This is a genomic window from uncultured Ramlibacter sp. (assembly GCF_936925435.1).
Lineage (GTDB): Bacteria > Pseudomonadota > Gammaproteobacteria > Burkholderiales > Burkholderiaceae_C > Ramlibacter.
In genome coordinates, this window is sequence record NZ_CAKZHQ010000048.1 from 71454 (window position 1) to 92923 (window position 21470).

At 64.5% G+C, this 21470-nt stretch carries 20 protein-coding genes and 1 pseudogene; 17 read left to right on the forward strand and 4 right to left on the reverse strand.

Annotated elements, in window-relative coordinates; genetic code table 11:
• Positions 1–82: 82 nt before the first annotated feature.
• From Q0632_RS18955 to Q0632_RS18970, 4 genes are all read right to left on the reverse strand, one after another.
• A complete protein-coding gene (locus Q0632_RS18955) occupies positions 83–1477 on the reverse strand; it encodes a TRAP transporter large permease (protein ID WP_298933094.1) in 1395 nt (464 codons plus the stop codon).
• 14 nt (positions 1478–1491) lie between these two features.
• Positions 1492–2064, reverse strand: coding sequence for a TRAP transporter small permease (locus Q0632_RS18960; protein WP_298933097.1), 573 nt, complete (start codon positions 2062–2064; stop codon positions 1492–1494).
• A 108-nt stretch (positions 2065–2172) separates the two neighbouring features.
• Positions 2173–3159, reverse strand: coding sequence for a sialic acid TRAP transporter substrate-binding protein SiaP (locus tag Q0632_RS18965; protein ID WP_298933099.1), 987 nt, complete (start codon positions 3157–3159; stop codon positions 2173–2175).
• Positions 3160–3197: 38 nt separating this feature from the next.
• Positions 3198–3914, reverse strand: coding sequence for a FadR/GntR family transcriptional regulator (locus Q0632_RS18970; protein ID WP_298933101.1), 717 nt, complete (start codon positions 3912–3914; stop codon positions 3198–3200).
• A gap of 97 nt (positions 3915–4011) precedes the next feature.
• Here Q0632_RS18970 and Q0632_RS18975 point away from each other — a divergent pair, with 97 nt between their 5' ends.
• The 17 genes and pseudogenes from Q0632_RS18975 to Q0632_RS19050 all read left to right on the forward strand — a co-directional run bounded on the left by Q0632_RS18975 (position 4012) and on the right by Q0632_RS19050 (position 21458).
• Positions 4012–4746, forward strand: a complete 735-nt coding sequence (locus tag Q0632_RS18975; RefSeq protein WP_298933103.1) for an SDR family oxidoreductase — start codon at positions 4012–4014, stop codon at positions 4744–4746.
• Entirely contained in the window at positions 4743–5489 is a 747-nt protein-coding gene (locus tag Q0632_RS18980; protein ID WP_298933105.1) for an SDR family NAD(P)-dependent oxidoreductase, read from the forward strand. Before Q0632_RS18975 ends, Q0632_RS18980 begins: the two co-directional genes overlap by 4 nt.
• Before the next feature lie 10 nt (positions 5490–5499).
• Positions 5500–6348, forward strand: a complete 849-nt coding sequence (locus Q0632_RS18985) for a fumarylacetoacetate hydrolase family protein (RefSeq protein WP_298933108.1) — start codon at positions 5500–5502, stop codon at positions 6346–6348.
• A gap of 49 nt (positions 6349–6397) precedes the next feature.
• A complete protein-coding gene (locus tag Q0632_RS18990) occupies positions 6398–6724 on the forward strand; it encodes a patatin-like phospholipase family protein (RefSeq protein WP_298933110.1) in 327 nt (108 codons plus the stop codon).
• A 124-nt stretch (positions 6725–6848) separates the two neighbouring features.
• Positions 6849–7343, forward strand: a complete 495-nt coding sequence (locus Q0632_RS18995; protein ID WP_298933112.1) for a hypothetical protein — start codon at positions 6849–6851, stop codon at positions 7341–7343.
• Entirely contained in the window at positions 7300–7473 is a 174-nt protein-coding gene (locus tag Q0632_RS22400) for a hypothetical protein (RefSeq protein ID WP_367181229.1), read from the forward strand. Before Q0632_RS18995 ends, Q0632_RS22400 begins: the two co-directional genes overlap by 44 nt.
• A 755-nt stretch (positions 7474–8228) precedes the next feature.
• A complete protein-coding gene (locus Q0632_RS19000; RefSeq protein WP_298933115.1) occupies positions 8229–10235 on the forward strand; it encodes an acyltransferase family protein in 2007 nt (668 codons plus the stop codon).
• Positions 10236–10406: 171 nt separating this feature from the next.
• A pseudogene (locus Q0632_RS19005) lies at positions 10407–11045 on the forward strand (IS5 family transposase); the annotation flags it as partial.
• A gap of 337 nt (positions 11046–11382) precedes the next feature.
• Positions 11383–12087, forward strand: a complete 705-nt coding sequence (locus Q0632_RS19010) for a TetR/AcrR family transcriptional regulator (RefSeq protein ID WP_298933117.1) — start codon at positions 11383–11385, stop codon at positions 12085–12087.
• 4 nt (positions 12088–12091) lie between these two features.
• Positions 12092–13888, forward strand: a complete 1797-nt coding sequence (locus tag Q0632_RS19015) for an acyl-CoA dehydrogenase C-terminal domain-containing protein (RefSeq protein ID WP_298933118.1) — start codon at positions 12092–12094, stop codon at positions 13886–13888.
• A 53-nt stretch (positions 13889–13941) separates the two neighbouring features.
• Positions 13942–14316, forward strand: a complete 375-nt coding sequence (locus Q0632_RS19020; RefSeq protein ID WP_298933312.1) for a DUF2147 domain-containing protein — start codon at positions 13942–13944, stop codon at positions 14314–14316.
• Between the two features lie 44 nt (positions 14317–14360).
• A complete protein-coding gene (locus Q0632_RS19025; RefSeq protein WP_298933120.1) occupies positions 14361–16760 on the forward strand; it encodes a 3-hydroxyacyl-CoA dehydrogenase/enoyl-CoA hydratase family protein in 2400 nt (799 codons plus the stop codon).
• Between the two features lie 11 nt (positions 16761–16771).
• Entirely contained in the window at positions 16772–17980 is a 1209-nt protein-coding gene (locus tag Q0632_RS19030; RefSeq protein WP_298933122.1) for an acetyl-CoA C-acyltransferase, read from the forward strand.
• Between the two features lie 59 nt (positions 17981–18039).
• Entirely contained in the window at positions 18040–18906 is an 867-nt protein-coding gene (locus tag Q0632_RS19035) for an alpha/beta fold hydrolase (protein WP_298933124.1), read from the forward strand.
• Positions 18903–19712, forward strand: coding sequence for a thioesterase family protein (locus Q0632_RS19040; RefSeq protein ID WP_298933126.1), 810 nt, complete (start codon positions 18903–18905; stop codon positions 19710–19712). Before Q0632_RS19035 ends, Q0632_RS19040 begins: the two co-directional genes overlap by 4 nt.
• 66 nt (positions 19713–19778) lie before the next feature.
• Positions 19779–20558, forward strand: coding sequence for an enoyl-CoA hydratase (locus Q0632_RS19045; RefSeq protein ID WP_298933128.1), 780 nt, complete (start codon positions 19779–19781; stop codon positions 20556–20558).
• 72 nt (positions 20559–20630) lie between these two features.
• Positions 20631–21458: an NAD(P)-dependent oxidoreductase gene (locus tag Q0632_RS19050; protein WP_298933130.1), complete on the forward strand. Its 828-nt coding sequence runs from the start codon at positions 20631–20633 to the stop codon at positions 21456–21458.
• The last annotated feature ends 12 nt before the right edge of the window (positions 21459–21470 follow it).

Here is a 21470-nt window from a genome sequence, read left to right on the forward strand (position 1 = left end):
GTCACCGTGGAACCGGCTTTGCCGGGCCACTGGTGGCGCCCCCTTGAGGGGGAGGCGCCGCAGGCGCTTCGGGGGTGGGCCATTAATAGAACATCTTGGGCAGCCACAGCACCAGCTTGGGGAAGTAGGTGATGATGGCCAGCGAGCCCAGCAGCGGCACCAGCCAGGGCAGGATGGCGATGGTCGTGCGCTCGACCGAGAGCTTGGCAACCCGCGCCAGCACGAACAGCACCATGCCCATGGGCGGATGCAGCAGGCCGATCATCAGGTTGAGCACCATCACCAGACCGAAATGGACGGGGTCGATCCCCAGCTGCGCCACGATGGGCATCAGGATGGGCACCAGGATGGTGATGGCGGCCGTGGGCTCCAGGAAGCAGCCGACGAACAGCATCAGCAGGTTGGCCAGCAGCAGGAAGACCCAGGCTTCCTTGGTGAAGCCCAGCACCCATTGCGAGATCGCCGCCGTCACGCCGGTGGCCGTGAGCATCCAGCCGAAGATGCTGGCTGCTGCCACGATGAACAGCACGGTGGCGGTGGTCTCCACCGTGTCCAGGCAGACCTTGATGAACATCTTCCAGTGCAGGGTGCGGTACCAGACCAGGCCCAGGAACATGGACCAGAGGCAGGCCGCGATGGCGCCTTCGGTGGGCGTGAAGATGCCGGTGGTCATGCCGCCGATCAGCAGCACCGGCGTCATGATGGGCAGCACGGCCTGGAACTTGAACGCCTTGTCGGCCGCGAACAGCACGATGAGGCCGGCGAACACCGTGATCTGCGGCGGGAAGCCCAGCTTGGCGATTAGCACCCACAGCACCAGCGGCCAGCCGGCGACGACCAGCGTCTCCACCAGCGCCTTGATCACGCGAGGCCATTCGAACTTGGTGTCTGCGCCCCAGCCGTTCTTGTGGGCGAAGTAGGCCACGGTGAGCATCATCAGGCCGGCCATCAGCACGCCCGGCAGGATGCCCGCCAGGAACAGGGCGCCGACGCTGACGTTGGCCATCATTCCGTAGATCACGAAGGGCAGCGAGGGCGGGATGATGGGACCCAGGGTGGCCGACGCCGCCGTCACGCCGACAGCGAACTCCTTGCTGTAGCCATGGTCGGTCATGGCCTTGATCTCGATCGTGCCCAGGCCGGCGGCGTCGGCGATGGCTGTGCCGCTCATGCCGGCGAACACCACCGAGCCCACCACGTTGACGTGGCCCAGGCCGCCCTTGAGCCAGCCCACCAGGGCCAGGGCGTAGTTGTAGATGCGGTTGGTGATGCCGGCGTTGTTCATCAGGTTGCCGGCCAGGATGAAGAAGGGCACGGCCAGCAGCGGGAAGCTGTCGATGCCGCTGACCATGCGGTGGATGACCACGAAGGACGGCAGGGTGCCCGTCCACCAGATGTACAGCAGGGCGGAGCCTGCCATGGCGATGGCCACCGGGATGCCGCCGGCCATCAGGAAGAGGAAGATGATTTTCAGCATGAGAGGTTGTTTTTTTAGTTGTCGTCCATCGAGGTCTCGGGCCGCTCCAGCACGGTGTAGCCGCGCCGGCGGTGGAACAGCGCCACCTGTGCCGAGCGCACGGCCATCGCCGCGAAACCCAGCAGGCAGACGCCGTAGACCCAGTTCATCGGCAGGTCGACCATGGTCATGCGCGAGTTGCTGCCCAGCTTGAGCATCATCATCACGGTGAGCACGGCGGCCGCCACGAAGAAGCCGGTGCGCAGCACATCGACCAGCGTTGCCAAGGCCCGCGCCACCGGCTTGGGCATGAACTTGTAGAAGAAGTCGACCTGGATGTGGTTGTTCTTGATGACGCCGATGGTGGCGCCGGTGAAGACCACCGCGATCAGCAGGTAGCGGGCGATCTCCTCGGTCCAGGCGGCCGAGTCGTTCATCACGTAACGGGTGAAGAACTGGTAGAAGACCGTGATCCCCAGGATCCAGAAGAAGACCAGGGCGACCCAGGCCTCCACCGGCGTGCCCGACAGGTCCACCGCCTCATCCTGGGCGTGGAATTCGCCGTCGTCGCCCATCACCTTGGGCATGTCATCAATTGAAGTCGTCATTTTTTTTCTCCGCGTGTCTTCTTCCAGGATGCGCGGATCCGGCTGCGCCGGTCCGCTGCATCGCCCCTCGAGGGGAGGCCGGCGCTTCGCGCCGGCTTCGGGGTGCTCTTATTTAATGGCGATGATCCGGTCCCAGTCCTTCTTGTCCAGCTTCATGGACTCGAAGGTGACGGCCTTGAGCACGCGCTGCTGGAACTCGGCACGGTCGACCGTGACCACGTTGTTGCCCTTCTTCTTGAACTCCTCGACCAGCTCGCCTTCGCGCTTGCGGATGTCGTTGGTGGTGTTGACGGCTGCTTCCTGGGTGATGTCGGCCAGCAGCTTTTGCTCGGCGGCGCTGAGCCTGGACATGGTGCTGGGCGAGATCACCGTCAGCAGCGCGTCCGAGATGTGGCCGGTCAGGATGATGTTCTTCTGCACCTCGAAGAACTTCTTGGCTTCGATGGTGGGCAGCGGGTTCTCCTGCGCGTCCACGGTGCCGTTTTGCAGCGCCAGGTAGACCTCGGCGAAGGCGATCGGCGTCGGGTTGGCGCCGCAGGCGCGCGGCAGGGCGGTGTAGGCAGGCGAGTCGGGCACGCGAATCTTCAGGCCCTTCATCTCGTCGCAGTTCTTGAACAGCTTGTTGCTGGTGGCATGGCGCGCGCCGTAGTAGGTCAGGGCTGTCACGGTGTTGCCGGTGGCCTTCTTGTAGCCCTCGGTCAGTTCCTTGAAGACCTCGCTCTGGCCGTACTTGACGACGTGGTCGGCGTCGCGGAAGGTGAAGGGGTAGTAGCTGACGGCCAGCCGCGGATAGGAGTTGGAGGCGAAGGAGGCGCCGGTCAGGATGATGTCCACCGTGCCCAGCTGCAGGCCCTGGTTGATGTCGCTTTCCTTGCCCAGGCTGGAGGCCGGGAAGACCTGGATCTCGTACTTGCCGTTGGTGCGCTTCTTGAATTCGTCAGCGGCCCAGACCGACCACTTGTGGTACGGCTCGGAGGTTTCGTAGACGTGCGCCCACTTCAGCTTGGTCTGCGCGTGCGCGATGCCGAACGGGGCTGTAGCCCCCGCCAAAATTGCGCAGGCAGCTACGAGTTTGATAGCAAATCGCTGGTTCATGCTTGTCTCCTAGGTCGTTGGTGTGGTGCTGGCGGGGTTCAGGAAGCGCTCGCGCGGCGCCAGCTCGCGCTGAATCGGGCATGGGCTTTGTCCAGGTGGTGCTGCATGGCGGCGCGGGCGGCGTTGGCGTCATGCGCGGCGATGGCTTCGAGCACCAGCTCGTGTTCGGAGATGGCCTTGCGCCAGGACGGCACGGTCTCGAAGTGGTCGCCCAGCCGCTCGAACAGAGGGCCGCGGCGCGCGTCCCAGAAGGTCTGCACGGTTTCGCTCAGCACCGCGTTGCCGGCGGCCTGGGCCACGGCCGTGTGGAAGGCGCGGTCGCCGGCGCGCGGCTGCACGCCGCTGTCGGCGTCCTTGTGCATGGAGGCGATGGCGGCGGCGATGGCGTCAACCTGCTTGCGCTTGCCCTCGGTGGCGGCCATGGCGGCGATCTCGCCCTCGATGACGCGGCGCGCGCGGATCAGCTCCAGCGGGCCCCATTCCGTGGCCGGCACCTTGGTGGCATGGCCGTTGACCTGGCCGGAGCGCTCCAGCACGTAGACGCCGGAGCCGGTGCGCACCTCGACCCAGCCTTCCACCTCCAGCGCGATCAGGGCCTCGCGCACCGAGGGCCTGCTCACGCCCAGCTGGCTGGCCAGCTCGCGCTCGGCCGGCAGCCGGCTGCCGGGAGTGAACTCGCCGGCAAGGATGTGCGAACGCAGCTGCTCGGCGATCTGCCGGTACAGGCGCTGCGGTTCGACGGCTTGCAGAAGCATGCGGGTTAATCTCAATTGGCCAAGTGGTCAGACCAATTAATATCCGTCCAGAGCGGCCTGGCCGCATTGGGCAAAACCCGAACGAAAGCACACACAGATGCGACTCAAAGGAAAAAAAGTCTTGGTCACCGCAGCGGGCCAGGGCATTGGCAAGGCCAGCGCGCTGGCCATGGCGGCGCAGGGCGCGCAGGTCTGGGCGACCGACCTCAACCCCAAGCTGCTGGACGCCTACGACGGCGTGCAGGGCATCCACGCGGTGACGCTGGACGTGCTGGACAAGGCCGCCATCGCCCGCGTAGCGGCGACGCTGCCGCCCCTGGACGTGCTGTTCAACTGCGCCGGCTTCGTCCACAACGGCACGATCGAACAGGCCACCGATGACGAGTGGGAGTTCGCCTTCAACCTCAATGTGCGCGCGCAGTTTTGGATGATCCAGGCCGTGCTGCCCGGCATGCTGGCCAAGGGTGGCGGCAGCATCATCAACATGGCCAGCGTCTGCAGCAGCCTCAAGGGCCTGCCCAACCGCTTCATCTACGGCACCTCCAAGGCGGCCGTGGTCGGCCTGACCAAGAGCGTGGCAGCCGACTATGTGGCGCGCGGCATTCGTTGCAATGCCATCGCGCCCGGCACGGTGGACACGCCCTCGCTGGGCGAGCGCATCAATTCCTATGAAGACCCGGTGGCCGCGCGCAAGAACTTCATCGCCCGCCAGCCCATGGGCCGTCTGGCCCAGGCCGAGGAGATGGCGCCGCTGGTGGTCTTCCTGGCCAGCGACGAGTCGGTCTTCGTCACCGGCCAGCTCTATGCCAACGACGGCGGCATGACGATATGAACCAGCTCGATTTCAAGAGCCGCCACGCGGTGGTCACCGGCGGCGCCACCGGCCTGGGCTACGCCATTGCCCAGCGCCTGATCGCTTCGGGCGGCAGCGTGACCCTGTGGGACCGGGACGAGGTCGGTGCGAACAAGGCGGCGGCGCAGCTGGGCGCGCAGGCCAGCGCCGTGGCGGTGGATGTGGCGCAGCACGATTCGGTGCGCTCCGCTGTCGCCGCCACGCTCAAGATCCATCCGAAGGTCGACGCCCTGGTCAACAGCGCCGGCATCACCGGTCCGAATGTGAAGGTCTGGGACTATCCCGTCGCCGACTGGAAGCAGGTGATGGACGTCAACCTCACCGGCCTGTTCCTGTGCTGCCGGGAGTGGGCGCCGCACCTGCGCGCCAACGACTACGGCCGCATCGTCAACATCGCCTCGGTGGCCGGCAAGGACGGCAATCCCAACGCCAGCGCCTACAGCGCCAGCAAGGCGGCGGTGATCGCCCTGACAAAATCGCTGGGCAAGGAGCTGGCCGACACCGGCGTGCGCGTCAACTGCGTGACGCCGGCGGCCGTGAAGACCGCCATCTTCGACCAGATGAGCGAGCAGCACATCCAGTTCATGCTGTCCAAGATCCCCATGGGCCGCTTTGGCACGCCCGAGGAAGTGGCGGCCATGGTGGCCTGGCTGTGCACCGAAGACTGTTCTTTTTCCACTGGCGCGGTCTTTGACCTCTCGGGTGGACGTTCCACTTACTGAAAGGAAAGCAATGAAACTCGTCCGCTATGGCAACCCCGGCAAGGAAAAGCCCGGCCTGATCGACGCCGAAGGCAAGCTGCGCGACATCTCCGCCATCGTGCCCGACCTGGGTCCGGCGCAACTGGGCGTCGCGACGCTCAACCGCATCCGGAAGGCCAAGCTCGCCAACCTGCCCCTGGTGCGCGGCAAGCCGCGCTTTGGCAGCCCGGTGGCCAACGTCGGCAAGTTCATCGCCATCGGCCTGAACTTCAGCGACCACGCGGCCGAATCCGGCAATCCCATCCCCAAGGAACCGGTGGTCTTCATGAAGGCCACCAGCTGCATCCAGGGTCCGAACGACAACATCATGCTGCCCAAGGGTTCGGTCAAGACCGACTGGGAAGTGGAGCTGGGCATCGTCATCGGCACCAAGGCCCAGTACGTCACCAAGAAGGACGCGCTGTCCTATGTGGCCGGCTTTTGCACCATCAACGACGTCAGCGAACGTGAGTTTCAGCTCGAGCGCGGTCCGCAATGGGACAAGGGCAAGGGCTGCGACACCTTCGGCCCCATCGGCCCCTGGCTGGTCACGCCCGACGAGGTCAACGTGCAGCGCCTGGCCATGTGGCTGGACGTCAACGGCAAGCGCATGCAGACCGGCAGCACCAAGACCATGATCTTCGACTGCGCCACCCTGGTCAGCTACCTGAGCCAGTTCATGACTCTGCTGCCCGGCGATGTCATCACCACCGGCACCCCACCCGGCGTCGGCCTGGGCATGAAGCCGCCCACCTATTTGAAGAAGGGCGACGTCGTCACCCTGGGCATCGAAGGCCTGGGCGAGCAGCGCCAGCTGGTCGTGCCGTTCAAGAAGCCCTGAGAACGAGGCGGCGCAGGCCGCGGCGCAGCGCATGCTTATGATTTGCCGCATGCGACGTTTCACTGGCCTGTTGTTCCTGCTCGCGCTGGCGGCCGAACGGCCGATGATCGCCTTGGTGCTGTCCGGCGGCGGCGCCCGCATCGGCGTGCTGCGGGTGCTCGAGGAGATGCGCGTAACGGTGGACATCATCGTGGGAACCAGCGCCGGCTCCATCGTCGGGGCCGCCTATGCCACCGGTCTGCCACTGGCCACCATCGAGGCGGAGATGCGCAGCTTGAGCTCCGCGACGCTGTTCCGCGACGTGCCGCGTGGCAGCCTGCCGTTGCGGCACAAGCAGGACGACGCTCTCAACTTCATCGGCCCCGAGATCGGCTGAACACCGGCGGCCTGGCCTTGCCCAAGGGCGCGGTGGCCGGCGTGGCTTTCGAGGCCTTGCTGCGGCGCCTCACGGTGCGCCAGCAAAGCAGTACTTCGACCGGCTGCCCATCCCCTTTCGCGCGGTGGCCACGGACCTGGCGACCTCGGACATGGTGGCGCTGGACCATGGCAACCTGGCCCAGGCCATGGGCGCCCAGGTGGTCATCGCGGTGAACATCGGCACGCCCCTGCTGCGCAAGCAGGATGTCAGCTCGCTGGTCTCCGCGTCGGACCAGTTGACCCGCATCCTGACGGCCGCCAACGTCGCGCAGTCGCTCAAGGAACTGGGCCCGGCCGACATCCTGCTGGCGCCGGACCTGGCCGGGCTTGCCAGCACCGACTTCGACCGCGTGCCCGAAGCGGCCCACGCTAGCGAGGCGGCGGCCCGCGCCGCCGCCACTCGCCTGGCCATCCACAGCATCGACGCCCCCGACCTACGCCGGCCTGCTGGCGGCCTGCAGCGCCGATGCCAGCCGCTCCGGCCAGCGTATCGACGAGGTGCGCGCGGTCGGCGTGAGCGAGGCCGACCCCCAGGTGCTCAAGGAAAGCACGGAGTCGCGCGCTGGCCAGGCCTTTGAACCGGCCGTGGTGGAGCGGGACATGCAGCGCCTGTACGGCCGGGGCGACTTCAAGTCCGTCAACTACAGCTTCGCGGCCGAGGACGGGGCGGGCTATGTGCTGACGGCCGACGTGGCGGAAAAGTCCTGAGGCCCCAACTACCTGCGCTTCGGCCTGGGCCTGTCTTCGGACTTCGAGAGCGATTCCTACTTCTCCCTGCTGGCGACGCACCGTGCGACCTGGCTGAACCGCCTGGGCGCGGAATGGCGCGACGACCTGCAGATCGGCCATGCCACCCGGCTGCGCACCGAGTGGTTCCAGCCGCTGGACACCAGCCAGCGCTTCTTCGTGGCGGCCAGCCTCCAGGCCGAGCGCAAGCCCATCGACGTGTACAGCGATGCCAGCGTGCGCGTCGCCCGCCGCCGCCGGCCTGCAACTGGGTACCGCGGGCGAATTGCGCGCCGGGCTGTTGCGCGGCCGCGTGCGCCTGCAAAACGACACCAGCACGATCCCGCCGGAAGATCTGCCCGGCGTCGCCGACAAGGCCGGCTTGGTGACGCGCCTGGCGCTGGACGCCGGTCAGCCCGGTCTACCTGGTCTATGGCCGGGGCAGCCACCAAGCCCTGCATTTTTTCCTGGGCCAGCCCTGGTTAAGGCTAGAGCGACGGCGACCACCCTCCGCATATCCACCAAATCACGGTTTCCACAGTGCTCCTCCCATTGAAACAGTGGAGGCTATGTGGACCTTGATTCAAGGACTGTCAGAAGAATGCCCGACCGTTGCCCCCTGTCGCGCATCCTCCCTACAACTGCGCTTTCTCGTGCCGAGGGGATTTTGTCGTAAGGCCGACGTTAGTTGGTGTGAAAATTGCGCCTATTGTGTATCGCACCATCTGTGAACCGCCATGAAATTCCGAACTGACATAAACGCTCTGCGAGCCGTCGCCGTACTGTTGGTGGTTCTTTATCACTTCCAGATACCTGGGTTTAAAGGTGGATTTGTAGGCGTTGACATATTTTTTGTCATTTCAGGTTATTTGATGACAAAGATAATAGTCCGGGGGCTTGAAACTGACACCTTTAGCTATGTTAACTTTATTGCAGCCAGAGTGTCTCGAATTTGGCCTGCACTTGCTGTTCTGATCCTGGCTATCTTCATGTTGGGTGTGGTGAAGTTGGCTCCTGTGGATCTTTTGGAGTACGCAAGACAGGCCAAAACGGCGCTGCTCTTTTACAGTAATCACTTCTATCGATCAGGCACTGGGTATTTCGGCAGCGAAGTAGATGATCGCTGGTTGCTTCACACGTGGTCTTTATCGGTCGAGTGGCAATTTTATATGCTGTTTCCGTTGTACTGTTTGGCTGTCCATTGGTTGACCGGACGCTGGAAAAAAACGACGGGAGATCGTGCTGTGGTGATCAGTGCCTTAATTGCCCTGGCTGTCGCATCACTTGCGTTGTCAGTTTTTTACACCCCGAAGAGTTCCGAGGCGGCATTTTTTCTGCTTCCATTTCGCGCGTGGGAAATGACGGTCGGGGGCCTACTTTACATATGCGAGCCTTTTTTGGTTCGAATTTCTCCGAGAACCAGCGTCACCCTTCGGTTGACAGGTATTGTGCTGCTTTTGAGTTGTATGCTTGCTGCCGCCAAGGGAACTTGGCAGGGCCATTGGCCAGGCTACTTGGCCATTTGGCCAGTTGTCGCCTCCGTGGCCTTTCTTGCGGGTCACTATGGCCGCGAGCGCGAGGAAATGTGGATAGGCTTCATGCCTCTCCAGAAGATCGGCCTGTGGTCGTACTCGATTTACCTATGGCACTGGCCCGTTTTCGTGAGCCTCGACTTTTTCGAGTGGCGCCAAGGGAATAAAGCTCTAGCGACTGTATTTGGTTTATTCCTATCAATTGTTCTGGGTTTCTTGTCACATCGGTTTGTGGAAACACAATTTAAGCTGCGCTCTAAAACTTGGGATGCGATAAAACAGAAGCCATTCATAATTTCCGTATCAGCTATTGCGCTATGTGCTGGACTATCCTGGGTAGTGATCTCACTGAATGGCTTGGACAGTAGAATTGCAGCTGACGCAAAGTTTTATGAAGTTCATTCAGCAGCACATAGAGTGAAAATAATTCCTGAGGGTTGCTCGAACTTTCGGAAACCACTGGCTAGCCTAGTCACCTGTTCGATCAATGAGGATATGGACGGACCTCGGATTTTGGTATACGGCGATTCCCACGCCCAACACCTATATGCTTGGTTCAGAGAAAGAGCAAAGGTTCGTGTTGATTTTTACACAAGCGCTGGGTGCAATCCCTACGGTGAATTCAATAGAAAAACGCCTGGTTATTTCTGCGATCAGTTCAACGTTGCGGCGCTGAAGAAAGCATTGAGTGCGGAATATGGCACAGTGATCTTGGCCGGCAACTTGCGCGGCGCGCAGTCGGCGTCGCAAGGAATGTGCAGGCCTACAGCTGGCGGTTGCGAGTCAGTGACTGCGGCAGAGGTTGAGGAAGAAACGCTCCGCGTTTGGAAGAGCCTTGTGGATGCCAAAAAGGTGCTCGTCGTGGTTGGCCAGGTGGGGACTGCACCGTTTGAGATTCCCGTCACTGCCATGCGACGACGATTCGCTGGGCAGGGTGAGCCGTTGACTTTTCAAGATTCCTACTACGAGGGCAAACCTAAGTCGGACTACGTGAGCGGAATCGCCGCAAAGTTGAACCGGCCCGACCTGGTGCATATGGTGGACTTAAGGTCTCAATACTGCACAGCAAGGGAGTGCCGAATTTACGAACCAGGCCTCAGCGGCCCAGTGTTGATGGACCGGACCCACTTCAACCCTGAGTGGATTGTTCGCAATGGCGACGCGCTACTGCCGTTTGTCCAGCCTCAGGTTCGGACGCCAAACGCTAGCTGAAGCAAAAGTCAGTGCCCATCCCCTTGCCGGCGGATGGCGACGGGTCGTCTCGACCTGGACTGGTTTGAGACGACCCAAGCTCCTAGAGTTGCGCAACGCAATCTAGGGAAAGTCTGAACAAGTCCACCGGTCATGCCGCGGCGCGTTGATTGACGCAAAGGAGCCTGTGCGATGAGCCAGATCCATTTTGCGGGCGCGGAGTACGCCGGCAAGCGGGAGAAGACCCGGCGCCAGGTGTTCCTCGAGGAGATGGAACTGGTGGTGCCGTGGAAGGTGCTGCTCAAGCTCATTGAGCAGCACTATCCGGTGACCGGCCGCGGCCGCAGGCCGTACGCGCTGGAATCGATGCTGTGTGTGCACCTGATGCAGAACTGGTTTGCTCTGAGCGCCCCGACGATGGAGGAGGCCCTGTACGAGATCGCCTCGCTTCGCAGCTTCGTGCATCTGAGCCTGAACGAACCGATCCCGGACGAGACGACCATCCTGAACTTCCGGCACCTGCTCGAAGCCAACGACTTGGCCGAGGGCATCCTGAAGGCGGTCAACGCGCTGCTGGCGCGCAAGGGCCTGCTGCTCAAGCGCGGCAGCATCGTGAACGCCACCATCATCGCGGCGCCCAGCTCCACGAGGAACGCTGAAGGCGAGCGTGGCCCGAAGGTGCACCAGACCAAGAAGGGCAACCAGTGGTTCTTCGGGATGAAGGCGCACATAGGGGTCGACGCCGACAGCGGCCTGATGCACACGGTGACCACCACAGCGGCCAATGAGGCGGACGTCGAGCTAGTAGGCGACCTACTGCATGGCAAGGAAGAGCAGGGTCTGGGCCGACTCCGGCTTTACTTCCCTGAAAAATGCGCGGCGGTGAACGATGCAATGACCAAGTGGCGGCGCGAACACTTTTACCGTCGGTACCCGGGTCGGAAGGTCAAGTGAGGCAGCTCACGGCGCTTTCGCCGGCCGCAGATACAAGAAAATCTTTAAAAATCAATGACATAGAGGCGTATCTCTACAAAATAAAGCACGAGCCTGCGCGCGGCGCAGACTTTTGGTTTGGCCGGCGCCCTGCCTCTATTTGAGGTCCCTGTGTACTTTTGCCGCTGTTTTCCTGCAAAATAGAACGACCGTTCGTTTTATTTTCCACAAAACCATGTCCGTCACCGAATTGCCCGTCAAGCGCCCGCGCGTGCCGCGCGAGGGCCGGGCCCTGCAAAAGGGCCAGCAGACCAAGGCCGCCATTGTTGACGCGGCGCTGGGCCTGGCCACCCAGATCGGCCTGGAAGGCCTGTCTATCGGCGCTTTGGCCGAGGTCACGCAGATGAGCAAGTCGGGCGTGTTCGCCCACTTCGGCTCGCGCGAGGAGCTGCAGATCTCGGTGATCCGCGAATACCACACGCGTTTCGAGGACGAGGTCTTCTACCCCTCCCTGCAGGAGGAGCGCGGCTTGCCGCGCCTGCGCGCCATGTTCGCCAACTGGATGAAGCGCACCTCGGTGGAAATCGACTCGGGCTGCATCTACATCAGCGGCGCGGTGGAGTTCGACGACCGCGCCGGCCCGGTGCGCGACGCCCTGGCCAGTTCGGTCATGACCTGGCATGCCGCCATGGAGCGTGCCATCACCGCCGCCAAGGAAGAAGGCCACCTGCGCAAGGACCTGAGCGAGCAGCAGATGCTGTTCGAGATCCACGGCCTGATCCTGGCCCTGCATTACGAGGCGCGGTTCCTGAAGAACCCCGGCTCCATCGCCCGCGCCAACGCGGGCTTCGACACCATCTTGCGGCACTACGGCGCGGACGTTGCTTCGTCCGCACGGCCTGCCAAAGCCCCCCGATCCATCAAAGCATCCAAGGAGTAAACCCATGCCCAGCTACACCCCGCCCCTGCGCGACATGCAATTCGTGATGCACGAGGTGCTCAAGGTCACGGACGAACTCAGGGCCTGCCCCAAGCACGCCGACATCGATGCCGACACCATCAACGCGGTGCTGGAAGAGGGCGGCAAGTTCGCCGCCGAAGTGGCCTTCCCGCTGAACATCAGCGGCGACGCCGAGGGCTGCACGCTGGACCAGGCGACCCACGAGGTGACGCCGCCCAAGGGCTTCAAGCAGGCCTACGCCAAGTATGTGGAAGGCGGCTGGCCGGCACTGTCCTGCGACCCGGCCTACGGCGGCCAGGGCCTGCCCTTCGTGGTCAACCAGTGCCTCTACGAGATGCTCAACTCGGCCAACCAGGCCTGGACCATGTACCCCGGCCTGTCGCACGGCGCCTACGAGGCCCTGCATGCCCATGGCACGGACGAACAGAAGAAGCTCTACCTGCCCAAGCTGGTCAGCGGCGAGTGGACCGGCACCATGTGCCTGACCGAGCCGCATTGCGGGACCGACCTGGGCCTGCTGCGCACCAAGGCCGAGCCGCAGGCCGACGGCAGCTACAAGATCACCGGCAACAAGATCTTCATCAGCGCCGGCGAGCACGACATGGCGCCCAACATCGTCCATCTGGTGCTGGCCCGCCTGCCCGACGCGCCCAAGGGCAGCAAGGGCATCAGCCTGTTTGCCGTGCCCAAGTTCAATATCGACAAGGACGGCGCCATCGGCTCGCGCAACGGCATCTGGTGCGGCGGCCTGGAGCACAAGATGGGCATCCACGGCAACGCCACCTGCCAGATGGTGCTGGAAGACGCCGTCGGCACCCTGGTGGGCGAGCCCAACAAGGGCCTGGCTGCCATGTTCGTGATGATGAACGCCGCCCGCCTGGGTGTGGGCAACCAGTCGCTGGGCCTGACCGAAGTGGCCTACCAGAACGCCCTGGCCTATGCCAAGGACCGCGTCCAGATGCGCAGCCTGTCGGGCACCAAGGCCAAGGACAAGCCGGCCGACCCCATCATCGTCCACCCGGACGTGCGCAAGATGCTGCTCACGGCCAAGGCCTATGCCGAGGGCGGCCGCGCCCTGGCCGTGTTCTGCACCCTGCTGCTGGACAAGGAACTGAACCACCCCGACGAGAAGGTGCGCAAGGACAGCGGCGAGCTGGTCGCCCTGCTCACGCCCATCGTCAAGGCCTTCACCACCGACAACGGCCACACCGCCACCAACGCCTGCATGCAGGTCTTCGGCGGTCACGGCTTCATCAAGGAGTGGGGCATGGAGCAGTTCGTGCGCGACAACCGCATCAACATGATCTATGAAGGCACGAACACCGTGCAGTCGCTGGACCTGCTGGGCCGCAAGATCCTGGGCAACCAGGGCGCCAGCCTGAAGAAGCTGGGCAAGCTGATCGCCCAGCTGGTGGAAGAAGAAGGCGTCAACGAGAAGATGTCCGAGTTCATCAACCCGGTGGCCTACCTGGGCGACCAGATGACCAAGTTCACCACCGAAATCGGCTTCAAGGGTTTCCAGAACCCCGACGAAGTGGGTGCCGCTGCTGTGGACTACCTGCGTGTGGCCGGCCATCTGGTCTATGGCTACCTGTTCGCCCGCATGGCCCAGGTCGCGCTGCGCGAGATCGCCGCCGGCAACAGCGACCCCTTCTACAAGGCCAAGCTGCAGACCGCGCGCTTTTACTTCGCCAAGCTCTTCCCCGAGACCGCCACCCTGATGCGCACGGCCCGCTCCGGCGCCAAGGTGCTGATGGACACCAACGAGGCGCTGGCGTGAGAGCTCTCGCCGTCGCCGCCCTGGCCTTCGTCGCCTCATCAGCGTTCGCGCAGATGAGCCCGGTGGGCCTGTGGCGCAACATCGACGACAAGACCGGCGAGGCCAAGGCCGAGATCCGCATCGTTGAGGCCGCCGGCATCCTCAGCGGCAAGCTGGACAAGCTGCTGCGCAAGGACGCCAAGCCCGACGAGAAGTGTGGCGAGTGTTCCGGCGACCGCAAGGACAAACCCATGCTGGGCCTGGAGATCATCCGCGGCGCCAAAAAGATCGAGGGCAAGGATGTCTGGGAAGACGGCAAGATCCTCGACCCCGAGAACGGCCGCGAATACAGCCTGCGCCTGACGCCCATCGAAGGCGGCAAGCGCCTCGAGGTGCGCGGCTCCTTTGGCCCCTTCGGCCGCACCCAGACCTGGGTCCGCGTGCAATGAAGCCCACCCCCGAAGCGATGAATCCCTCAATTTCCCCAAGCAACATGTCCAGATTCCAAGTCAAGAAAGTCGCCGTCCTCGGCGCGGGCGTGATGGGCGCGCAGATCGCTGCGCACCTGGTCAACGTCAAGGTGCCGGTCGTGCTGTTCGACCTGCCGGCCAAAGAAGGTCCGAAGAACGGGATTGTCAGCAAGGCCATCGAAGGCCTGAAGAAGCTCAAGCCCTCCCCCCTGGGCGTGGCCGATGATGCCGCCCTGATTGGCCAGGCCAACTACGAAGAGCACCTGGAGCAGTTGCGCGACTGCGACCTCATCATCGAGGCCATCGCCGAGCGCATGGACTGGAAGCTCGATCTGTACAAGAAGATCGCTCCCTTCATCGCGCCGCATGCCATCGTCGCGTCCAACACCTCGGGCCTGTCGATCACCAAGCTCAGCGAAGCCCTGCCGGAAGAAATCAAGCCGCGTTTTTGCGGCATCCATTTCTTCAACCCGCCGCGCTACATGTACCTGGTGGAGCTGATCAACACGCCCACCACCCGGCCCGAAGTGCTGGACCAGCTCGAGAGCTTCGTCACCAGCGGCCTCGGCAAGGGCGTGGTGCGCGCCAAGGACTCGCCCAACTTCATCGCCAACCGTGTCGGCATCGCCGGCATGCTGGGCACCATGAAGGAAGTGGAGAAGTTCGGCCTGTCCTACGACGTGGTCGATGACCTCACCGGCAAGAAGCTGGGCCGTGCCTCCAGCGGCACTTTCCGCACGGCCGACGTCGTGGGCCTGGACACCATGGCCCACGTCATCAAGACCTTGCAGGACAACCTGGACGAAAAGAGCGACCCGTTCTACGCCAGCTTCGGCACGCCCGAGGTGCTCAAGACCCTGCTGGAGATGGGCCACCTGGGCCAGAAGAGCAAGGCCGGCTTTTACAAGAAGGTCGGCCGCGACGTGTTGCGCTTCGAGTTGGACAGCAAGAGCTATGTGCCCGGCGGCCAGAAGGCCGACGAGGTCTATGGCCGCATGCTCAAGAAGCCGGCCGGCCAGCGCCTGAAGCTGCTGCGCGAAGCCGAAGGCCCGCAAGGCCAGTTCCTCTGGGCCATCCTGCGCAACAGCTTCCATTACGCCGCCGTGCACCTGGCCTCCATTGCCGAAACCGCGCGCGACGTCGATTTCGCCCTGCGCTGGGGCTTCGGCATGCAGCAAGGCCCCTTCGAGCTCTGGCAGGAAGCCGGCTGGCTGCAGGTCGCCCAATGGATCAACGAGGACATCGCCGCCGGCAAGACACTGTCGAACGCCCCCCTGCCCGAGTGGGTCTTCAAGGGCCCGGTGGCCGATGCAGGCGGCGTCCACACGCCGCAAGGCTCGTGGAACCCGACGACGCAGAAGTTCGAAGCCCGCCGCGTGCTCCCGGTCTATGCGCGCCAGCACTTCCCCGAGGACGTGCTGGGCAGCCAGGCCCAGGGCTACGCGACGGCCGGCAAGACTGTGCACGAAGACAAGGCCATCCGCCTGTGGACTTTGGATGACGAGATCCTGATCGCCAGCCTCAAGACCAAGATGCACGCCATCAGTCCCGAGGTCTGCGAAGGCCTGACCCAGGCCATCGAGCTGGCCGAGAAGGACTACCAGGGCCTGGTCATCTGGTCGGGCGACGAGCCCTTCTCGGTGGGCGCCGATCTGGCGGGTCTGCTACCGGCCTTCCTGGCCGTGGGCGTGAGCGCGGTGGACGACGCCGAAGGCTTCATGCAGCAGACCATGCTGCGCCTGCGCTACGCCAGCGTGCCCGTCATCTCCGCCATCCGCGGCATGGCCCTGGGCGGCGGCTGCGAGCTGGCCGTGTATTCGGCCAAACGCGTGGCCGCGATGGAAAGCTACATCGGCCTGGTCGAAGTCGGCGTCGGCCTGGTGCCCGGCGCCGGTGGCCTGGCCTACATCGCCCGCCGCGCCGCCGAGAACAGCGCCAGCTCCAGCGACAAGGACATCCTCAAGTTCCTGACCGAGGGCTTCACCGCCGCCGCCATGGCCAAGGTCGGCACCAGTGCCATCGAGTCGCGCAAGCTGGGCTACCTGCTGGACAGCGACCTCATCGTGCCGAACAAGGACGAGCTGCTCTTCGTCGCGCTGAACGAGGCCAAGGCCATGTTCAACGCCGGCTACCGCGCGCCCCACAAGCGCCTGTTCCCGGTGGCCGGCCGCAGCGGCAAGGCCACCATCCAGGGCCAGCTCGTCAACATGCGCGACGGCGGCTTCATCAGCGGCCACGACTTCAAGATCGCCAGCCTGATCGCCAACGTGCTCACCGGCGGCGACGTCGATGCGGGCACCCTGGTCAGCGAGGAGTATTTGATGACCCTGGAGCGCCAGGCCTTCTGCGAACTGGTCCAGCACCCCAAGACCCAGGAACGCATCCTGGGCATGCTCTCGACCGGCAAGCCGGTGCGCAACTGAGAAAGACAGACATGAGCAAACAAGTTCAAGACGCCTACATCGTCGCCGCCACCCGCACGCCCATCGGCCGTTCGCACCGCGGCTTTTTCCGCAACACCCGGCCGGATGACCTGCTGGCGCACGCGCTGCGCGCCGCGCTGGCCCAGGTGCCGGGCCTGGACCCCGCCAGCATTGAAGACGTGATCTGCGGCTGCGCGATCCCCGAGGGCCAGCAGGGCCTGAACGTGGCGCGCATCGGCGCCGTGCTGGCCGGCCTGCCCAAGAGCGTGGGTGGCATCACGGTGAACCGCTTCTGCGCCTCGGGCCTCTCGGCCGTGCAGATGGCGGCCGACCGCATCCGCGTGGGCGAGTCCGACGTCATGATCGCCGCCGGCACCGAGAGCATGAGCATGGTGCCGATGATGGGCAACTCGCCCTCGCTGTCGCCCACCATCTTTTCCAACCCGGACGACATCGAAAGCTATGGCATCGCCTACGGCATGGGCCTGACGGCCGAGAAGGTGGCCCAGCAGTGGAAGGTCTCGCGCGACGCGCAGGACGAGTTCGCCTACAACTCCCACATGAAGGCCATTGCCGCCATGAAGGCCGGCGAGTTTGCCAACGAGATCACACCGGTCGACGTGACCGAACGCTCGCTGGACCTGGAATCGGCCGAGGTGTCGGTCCGCAACCGCACCGTCAGCCTGGACGAGGGCGCCCGCCCCGACACCACGGTCGAAGGCCTGGCCAAGCTGCGCACGGTGTTTGCCGCGCGCGGTTCGGTCACCGCCGGCAATAGCTCGCAGACCTCGGACGGCGCCGGTGCGCTCATCCTGGCCAGCGAGTCGGCCGTCAAACGCTTCGGCCTCAAGCCGCTGGCGCGCTTCGTCAGCTACGCCAGCCGCGGCGTGCCGCCCCACATCATGGGCATCGGCCCCATCGAAGCCATTCCGGCCGCGCTCAAGGCCGCTGGCCTGAAGCAGGACGCCATCGACTGGATCGAGCTGAACGAGGCCTTTGCCGCGCAGTCGCTGGCGGTGATGAACACGCTGGGCCTGGACCCGTCCAAGGTCAACCCCATGGGGGGCGCCATCGCCCTGGGCCACCCCCTGGGAGCCACCGGTGCTATCCGCTCGGCGACAGTCGTGCACGCCTTGCAGCGCAAGAATCTCAAGTACGGCATGGTCACCATGTGCGTGGGCATGGGGCAGGGCGCGGCCGGCATCTTCGAGCGCGTCTGAGCGAACGCACCCCAAGGCCACGCAAGTGGCCTTTTTTGATTTTGCATGAGGAGAGCGGCATGAAAGAGCAGACCCTCCACGCAGCCGACGGCACGCCGATCGCGCTGCGCGTCTACGAGAGCGATCGCCCCGACCGCGGCAGCGTGGTGATCGGCGGCGCCATGGGCGTGCGCCAGGACTACTACGCGGCCTTTGCCCAGTGGCTGGCGGGCCAGGGCTGGCGCGTCACCACTTTCGACTACCGCGGCTCGGGCGCCTCCATGCCCGCAGCCGGCCTGCGCGGCTACAAGGCTGACCTGTTCGACTGGACGCGCGATTACGAGGCGGCCATAGACCACGCGCACGCGGCTCTGCCGGGCCTGCCCCTTTACCTGCTGGGCCACAGCCTGGGCGCGCAACTGCCCGGCCTGCTGGCCAACCAGCACAAAGTCAGCGGCCTGCTCAGCGTGGCGGCCGGCAGCGGCTACTGGCGCGAGAACGCGCCCCAGCTCAAGCGCCTCGTGCCCTACTTCTGGTGGGTGCTGGTGCCGCTGGCCACCTGGCTGTGCGGCTACTTTCCTGGCCGCAAGCTCAAGAAGGTGGGCGACCTGCCGGCCGGCGTCGTCCTGCAATGGCGCAAGTGGTGCCTGAACCCGGGGTATAGCGTGGGCGCAGAAGGAGAGGCCGCGCGCCTGAGCTACGCCAAGGTCACCTTCCCGGTGATGGCCCTGTCCATCACCGACGACGAACTGATGACGCTGCGCGGCACGCACAGCCTGATCGGCCTGTACACCAATGCGCGCAGCCAGATCCAGCGCATCGCACCGGCCGACGTGGCCGCGCGGCGCCTGGGCCACTTCGGTCCCTTCCGCAGCGAGCAACAGGCCCAGCTCTGGCCGCGCATGGCGCTCTGGCTGGACGGCCTGGCAACACCCCAAGCAGCATGAGCACGCACGCATTCGACGAAGCTGTCGCCCTGCAGCCGCAGGCCGACGGCACATTCCTGGGCCATACCAGCGCGGCCTACGCCAACATGGTCGGGCCCTTTGGCGGCATCACAGCGGCCCAGGCACTCAATGCCGCGCTGCTGCACCCGCAGCGCCTGGGCGATCCGATTTCGCTGACGGTGAACTTCGCCGCCGCAGTGGCCGACGGCCCTTTCAGCGTCATTGCCAGGCCCGCCCGCACCAACCGCTCGACCCAGCACTGGGTGCTGGAGATCCAGCAAGAGGGCCAGACCGTGCTCACCGGCACGGCCTTCTTCGGCCTGCGGCGGGACACCTGGGGCGTGGACGAGCAGCCCATGCCCCAGGTGCCCGGTCCCGTGGACGTGGCGCGCGCCGCCGGCCGGGCCTCGGTCGAATGGGTCAAGCGCTACGAGATGCGGTTTGCCGAAGGCCCCATCCCAAATGACTGGAACGGCCAGGACCAGGGCACGAGCCGCACGCGCCTGTGGCTGCGCGACGACCCGCCGCGTCCGCTGGACTTCGCCTCGCTCACCGCTTTGTCCGACGTATTCTTCCCGCGCGTCTGGCGGCGCCGGCCGGTCTTCGTGCCCATCGGCACGGTCTCCATGAGCATCTATTTCCATGCCGATGCGGCACAGCTGCAGGCCACGGGCGAAGGCCACCTGCTGGGCCAGACCCAGGCCCAGGCCTTTCGCAATGGCTACTTCGACCAGACGGCGCAGTTGTGGAACGAGGCCGGACAATTGCTGGTGACGACCCACCAGGTCGTGTACTACAAGGAATAGGGATGGCCCAATGCACTGGGGCCAGGACAGACTCGATTTTGTGAAACAAGCACTGGAAGACAAGCAATGACCACCGACACCACCAAGGACATCCTTTCCCACGTCGAAGCCGGCGTGATGACCATCACCCTCAACCGCCTGGAGCGCAAGAACTCCATCACCGCCGCCATGTACGGCGCCATGGCCGACGCCCTGGACGCGGCCGCCGGCGATGCCGCCGTGCGCGTGGTCGTGTTGCAGGGCCACGAGACCATTTTCTCGGCCGGCAACGACATCGGCGACTTCCTGACCAAGCCGCCGGCCGGCATGGACTCGCCGGTGTTCCGCTTCCTGCGCGGCATCGCGGCTTTCCCCAAGCCCCTGATCGCGTCCGTCTGCGGCCCGGCCGTGGGCGTGGGCACAACCCTGCTGTTCCACTGCGACCTGGTCTACGCCGGTGACAACGCGGCTTTTTCCATGCCCTTCGTGAATCTGGGCCTGTGTCCGGAGGCGGCCTCCAGCCTGCTGGTGCCGCAGATGCTGGGCTACCACCGCGCGGCCGAGGCCCTGCTGCTGGGCGAGCCCTTCATGGCCGAGGCGGCGCTGGAGGTGGGCCTGGTCAACCGCGTCCTGCCACCGCTGGAGGCCAACGGTGTGGCCCAGGGCGTGGCGCGCAAGCTGGCGGCCAAGCCGCTGAGCTCGCTGGTCGAGACCAAGCGTCTGATGAAGAAGGGACAGGCTGCCCTGGTGCTCCAGCAGATGGACGAAGAGGGCAAGAGCTTCGGCCGCATGCTGGGTGAGCCGGCGGCCAAGGAAGCCTTCGGTGCCTTCATGGAAAAGCGCAAACCCGACTTTTCCCGGATTTGAGAGCAAAGTACGCCCTCTGCCCCGCCCGATGGACCTGAGATGCTATGAAATCAGTAGCGTAAGGAAACTGCGATGACCCTCAAAGGCAAGACCCTCTTCATCACCGGCGCATCCAGAGGTATTGGTTTGGCGATCGCCAAACGTGCGGCATTGGATGGAGCGAACATCGTCATCGCCGCCAAGACCACGGACAGCAATCCCAAGCTGCCGGGCACCATCTACAGCGCGGCGCAGGAGATCGAGGCGGCCGGCGGTCAGGCCTTGCCGCTGCAGGTGGACATCCGTGAAGAGGCCAATGTGCTGGAGGCCGTGGCCAAGGCTGTGCAGGCCTTCGGCGGCATCGACATCCTGGTCAACAACGCCAGCGCCATCAGCCTGACCGACACCGAACACACGCCCATGAAGCGCTACGACCTGATGAACCAGGTCAACGCCCGCGGCACCTACCTGTGCACCCAGGCCTGCCTGCCCGAGCTCAAGAAGTCGGCCGCCGCCGGCCGTGGCCCGCAGGTGCTGACCATGTCGCCGCCGCTGTCCATGAAGCAGCACTGGTTCGCGCCGCACACGGCCTACACCATGGCCAAGTACGGCATGAGCATGTGCACCCTGGGCCACTCGGGCGAGTTCAAGGCCCACGGCATCGCCGTCAACAGCCTGTGGCCACGCACGGCGATTGCCACCGCGGCCCTGCAGATGATCCCCGGCGTCGACATCAACCTCTGCCGCAAACCCGAGATCCTGTCCGACGCCGCTTACTTCATCCTCACCGCCGGCGGCGGCGCCAGCGGCAACTTCTACATCGACGACGAGGTGCTGGCCGCCCACGGCCTCACCGAGCTGGAGAAGTACTCGGTCCAGCCCGGTACGAAGAACTTCATCCCCGACTTCTTCGTCGACTGAGGGCCGGCCAGC

Excerpts from the sequence above, each read along its gene's own strand:
- Q0632_RS18955 (WP_298933094.1), bottom strand. The coding sequence starts at position 1,477 with ATGCTGAAAATCATCTTCCTCTTCCTGATGGCCGGCGGCATCCCGGTG.
- Q0632_RS18960 (WP_298933097.1), bottom strand. The coding sequence starts at position 2,064 with ATGACGACTTCAATTGATGACATGCCCAAGGTGATGGGCGACGACGGC.
- Q0632_RS18965 (WP_298933099.1), bottom strand. The coding sequence starts at position 3,159 with ATGAACCAGCGATTTGCTATCAAACTCGTAGCTGCCTGCGCAATTTTG.
- Q0632_RS18970 (WP_298933101.1), bottom strand. The coding sequence starts at position 3,914 with ATGCTTCTGCAAGCCGTCGAACCGCAGCGCCTGTACCGGCAGATCGCC.
- Q0632_RS18975 (WP_298933103.1), top strand. The coding sequence starts at position 4,012 with ATGCGACTCAAAGGAAAAAAAGTCTTGGTCACCGCAGCGGGCCAGGGC.
- Q0632_RS18980 (WP_298933105.1), top strand. The coding sequence starts at position 4,743 with ATGAACCAGCTCGATTTCAAGAGCCGCCACGCGGTGGTCACCGGCGGC.
- Q0632_RS18985 (WP_298933108.1), top strand. The coding sequence starts at position 5,500 with ATGAAACTCGTCCGCTATGGCAACCCCGGCAAGGAAAAGCCCGGCCTG.
- Q0632_RS18990 (WP_298933110.1), top strand. The coding sequence starts at position 6,398 with ATGCGACGTTTCACTGGCCTGTTGTTCCTGCTCGCGCTGGCGGCCGAA.
- Q0632_RS19000 (WP_298933115.1), top strand. The coding sequence starts at position 8,229 with ATGAAATTCCGAACTGACATAAACGCTCTGCGAGCCGTCGCCGTACTG.
- Q0632_RS19010 (WP_298933117.1), top strand. The coding sequence starts at position 11,383 with ATGTCCGTCACCGAATTGCCCGTCAAGCGCCCGCGCGTGCCGCGCGAG.
- Q0632_RS19015 (WP_298933118.1), top strand. The coding sequence starts at position 12,092 with ATGCCCAGCTACACCCCGCCCCTGCGCGACATGCAATTCGTGATGCAC.
- Q0632_RS19020 (WP_298933312.1), top strand. The coding sequence starts at position 13,942 with ATGAGCCCGGTGGGCCTGTGGCGCAACATCGACGACAAGACCGGCGAG.
- Q0632_RS19025 (WP_298933120.1), top strand. The coding sequence starts at position 14,361 with ATGTCCAGATTCCAAGTCAAGAAAGTCGCCGTCCTCGGCGCGGGCGTG.
- Q0632_RS19030 (WP_298933122.1), top strand. The coding sequence starts at position 16,772 with ATGAGCAAACAAGTTCAAGACGCCTACATCGTCGCCGCCACCCGCACG.
- Q0632_RS19035 (WP_298933124.1), top strand. The coding sequence starts at position 18,040 with ATGAAAGAGCAGACCCTCCACGCAGCCGACGGCACGCCGATCGCGCTG.
- Q0632_RS19040 (WP_298933126.1), top strand. The coding sequence starts at position 18,903 with ATGAGCACGCACGCATTCGACGAAGCTGTCGCCCTGCAGCCGCAGGCC.
- Q0632_RS19045 (WP_298933128.1), top strand. The coding sequence starts at position 19,779 with ATGACCACCGACACCACCAAGGACATCCTTTCCCACGTCGAAGCCGGC.
- Q0632_RS19050 (WP_298933130.1), top strand. The coding sequence starts at position 20,631 with ATGACCCTCAAAGGCAAGACCCTCTTCATCACCGGCGCATCCAGAGGT.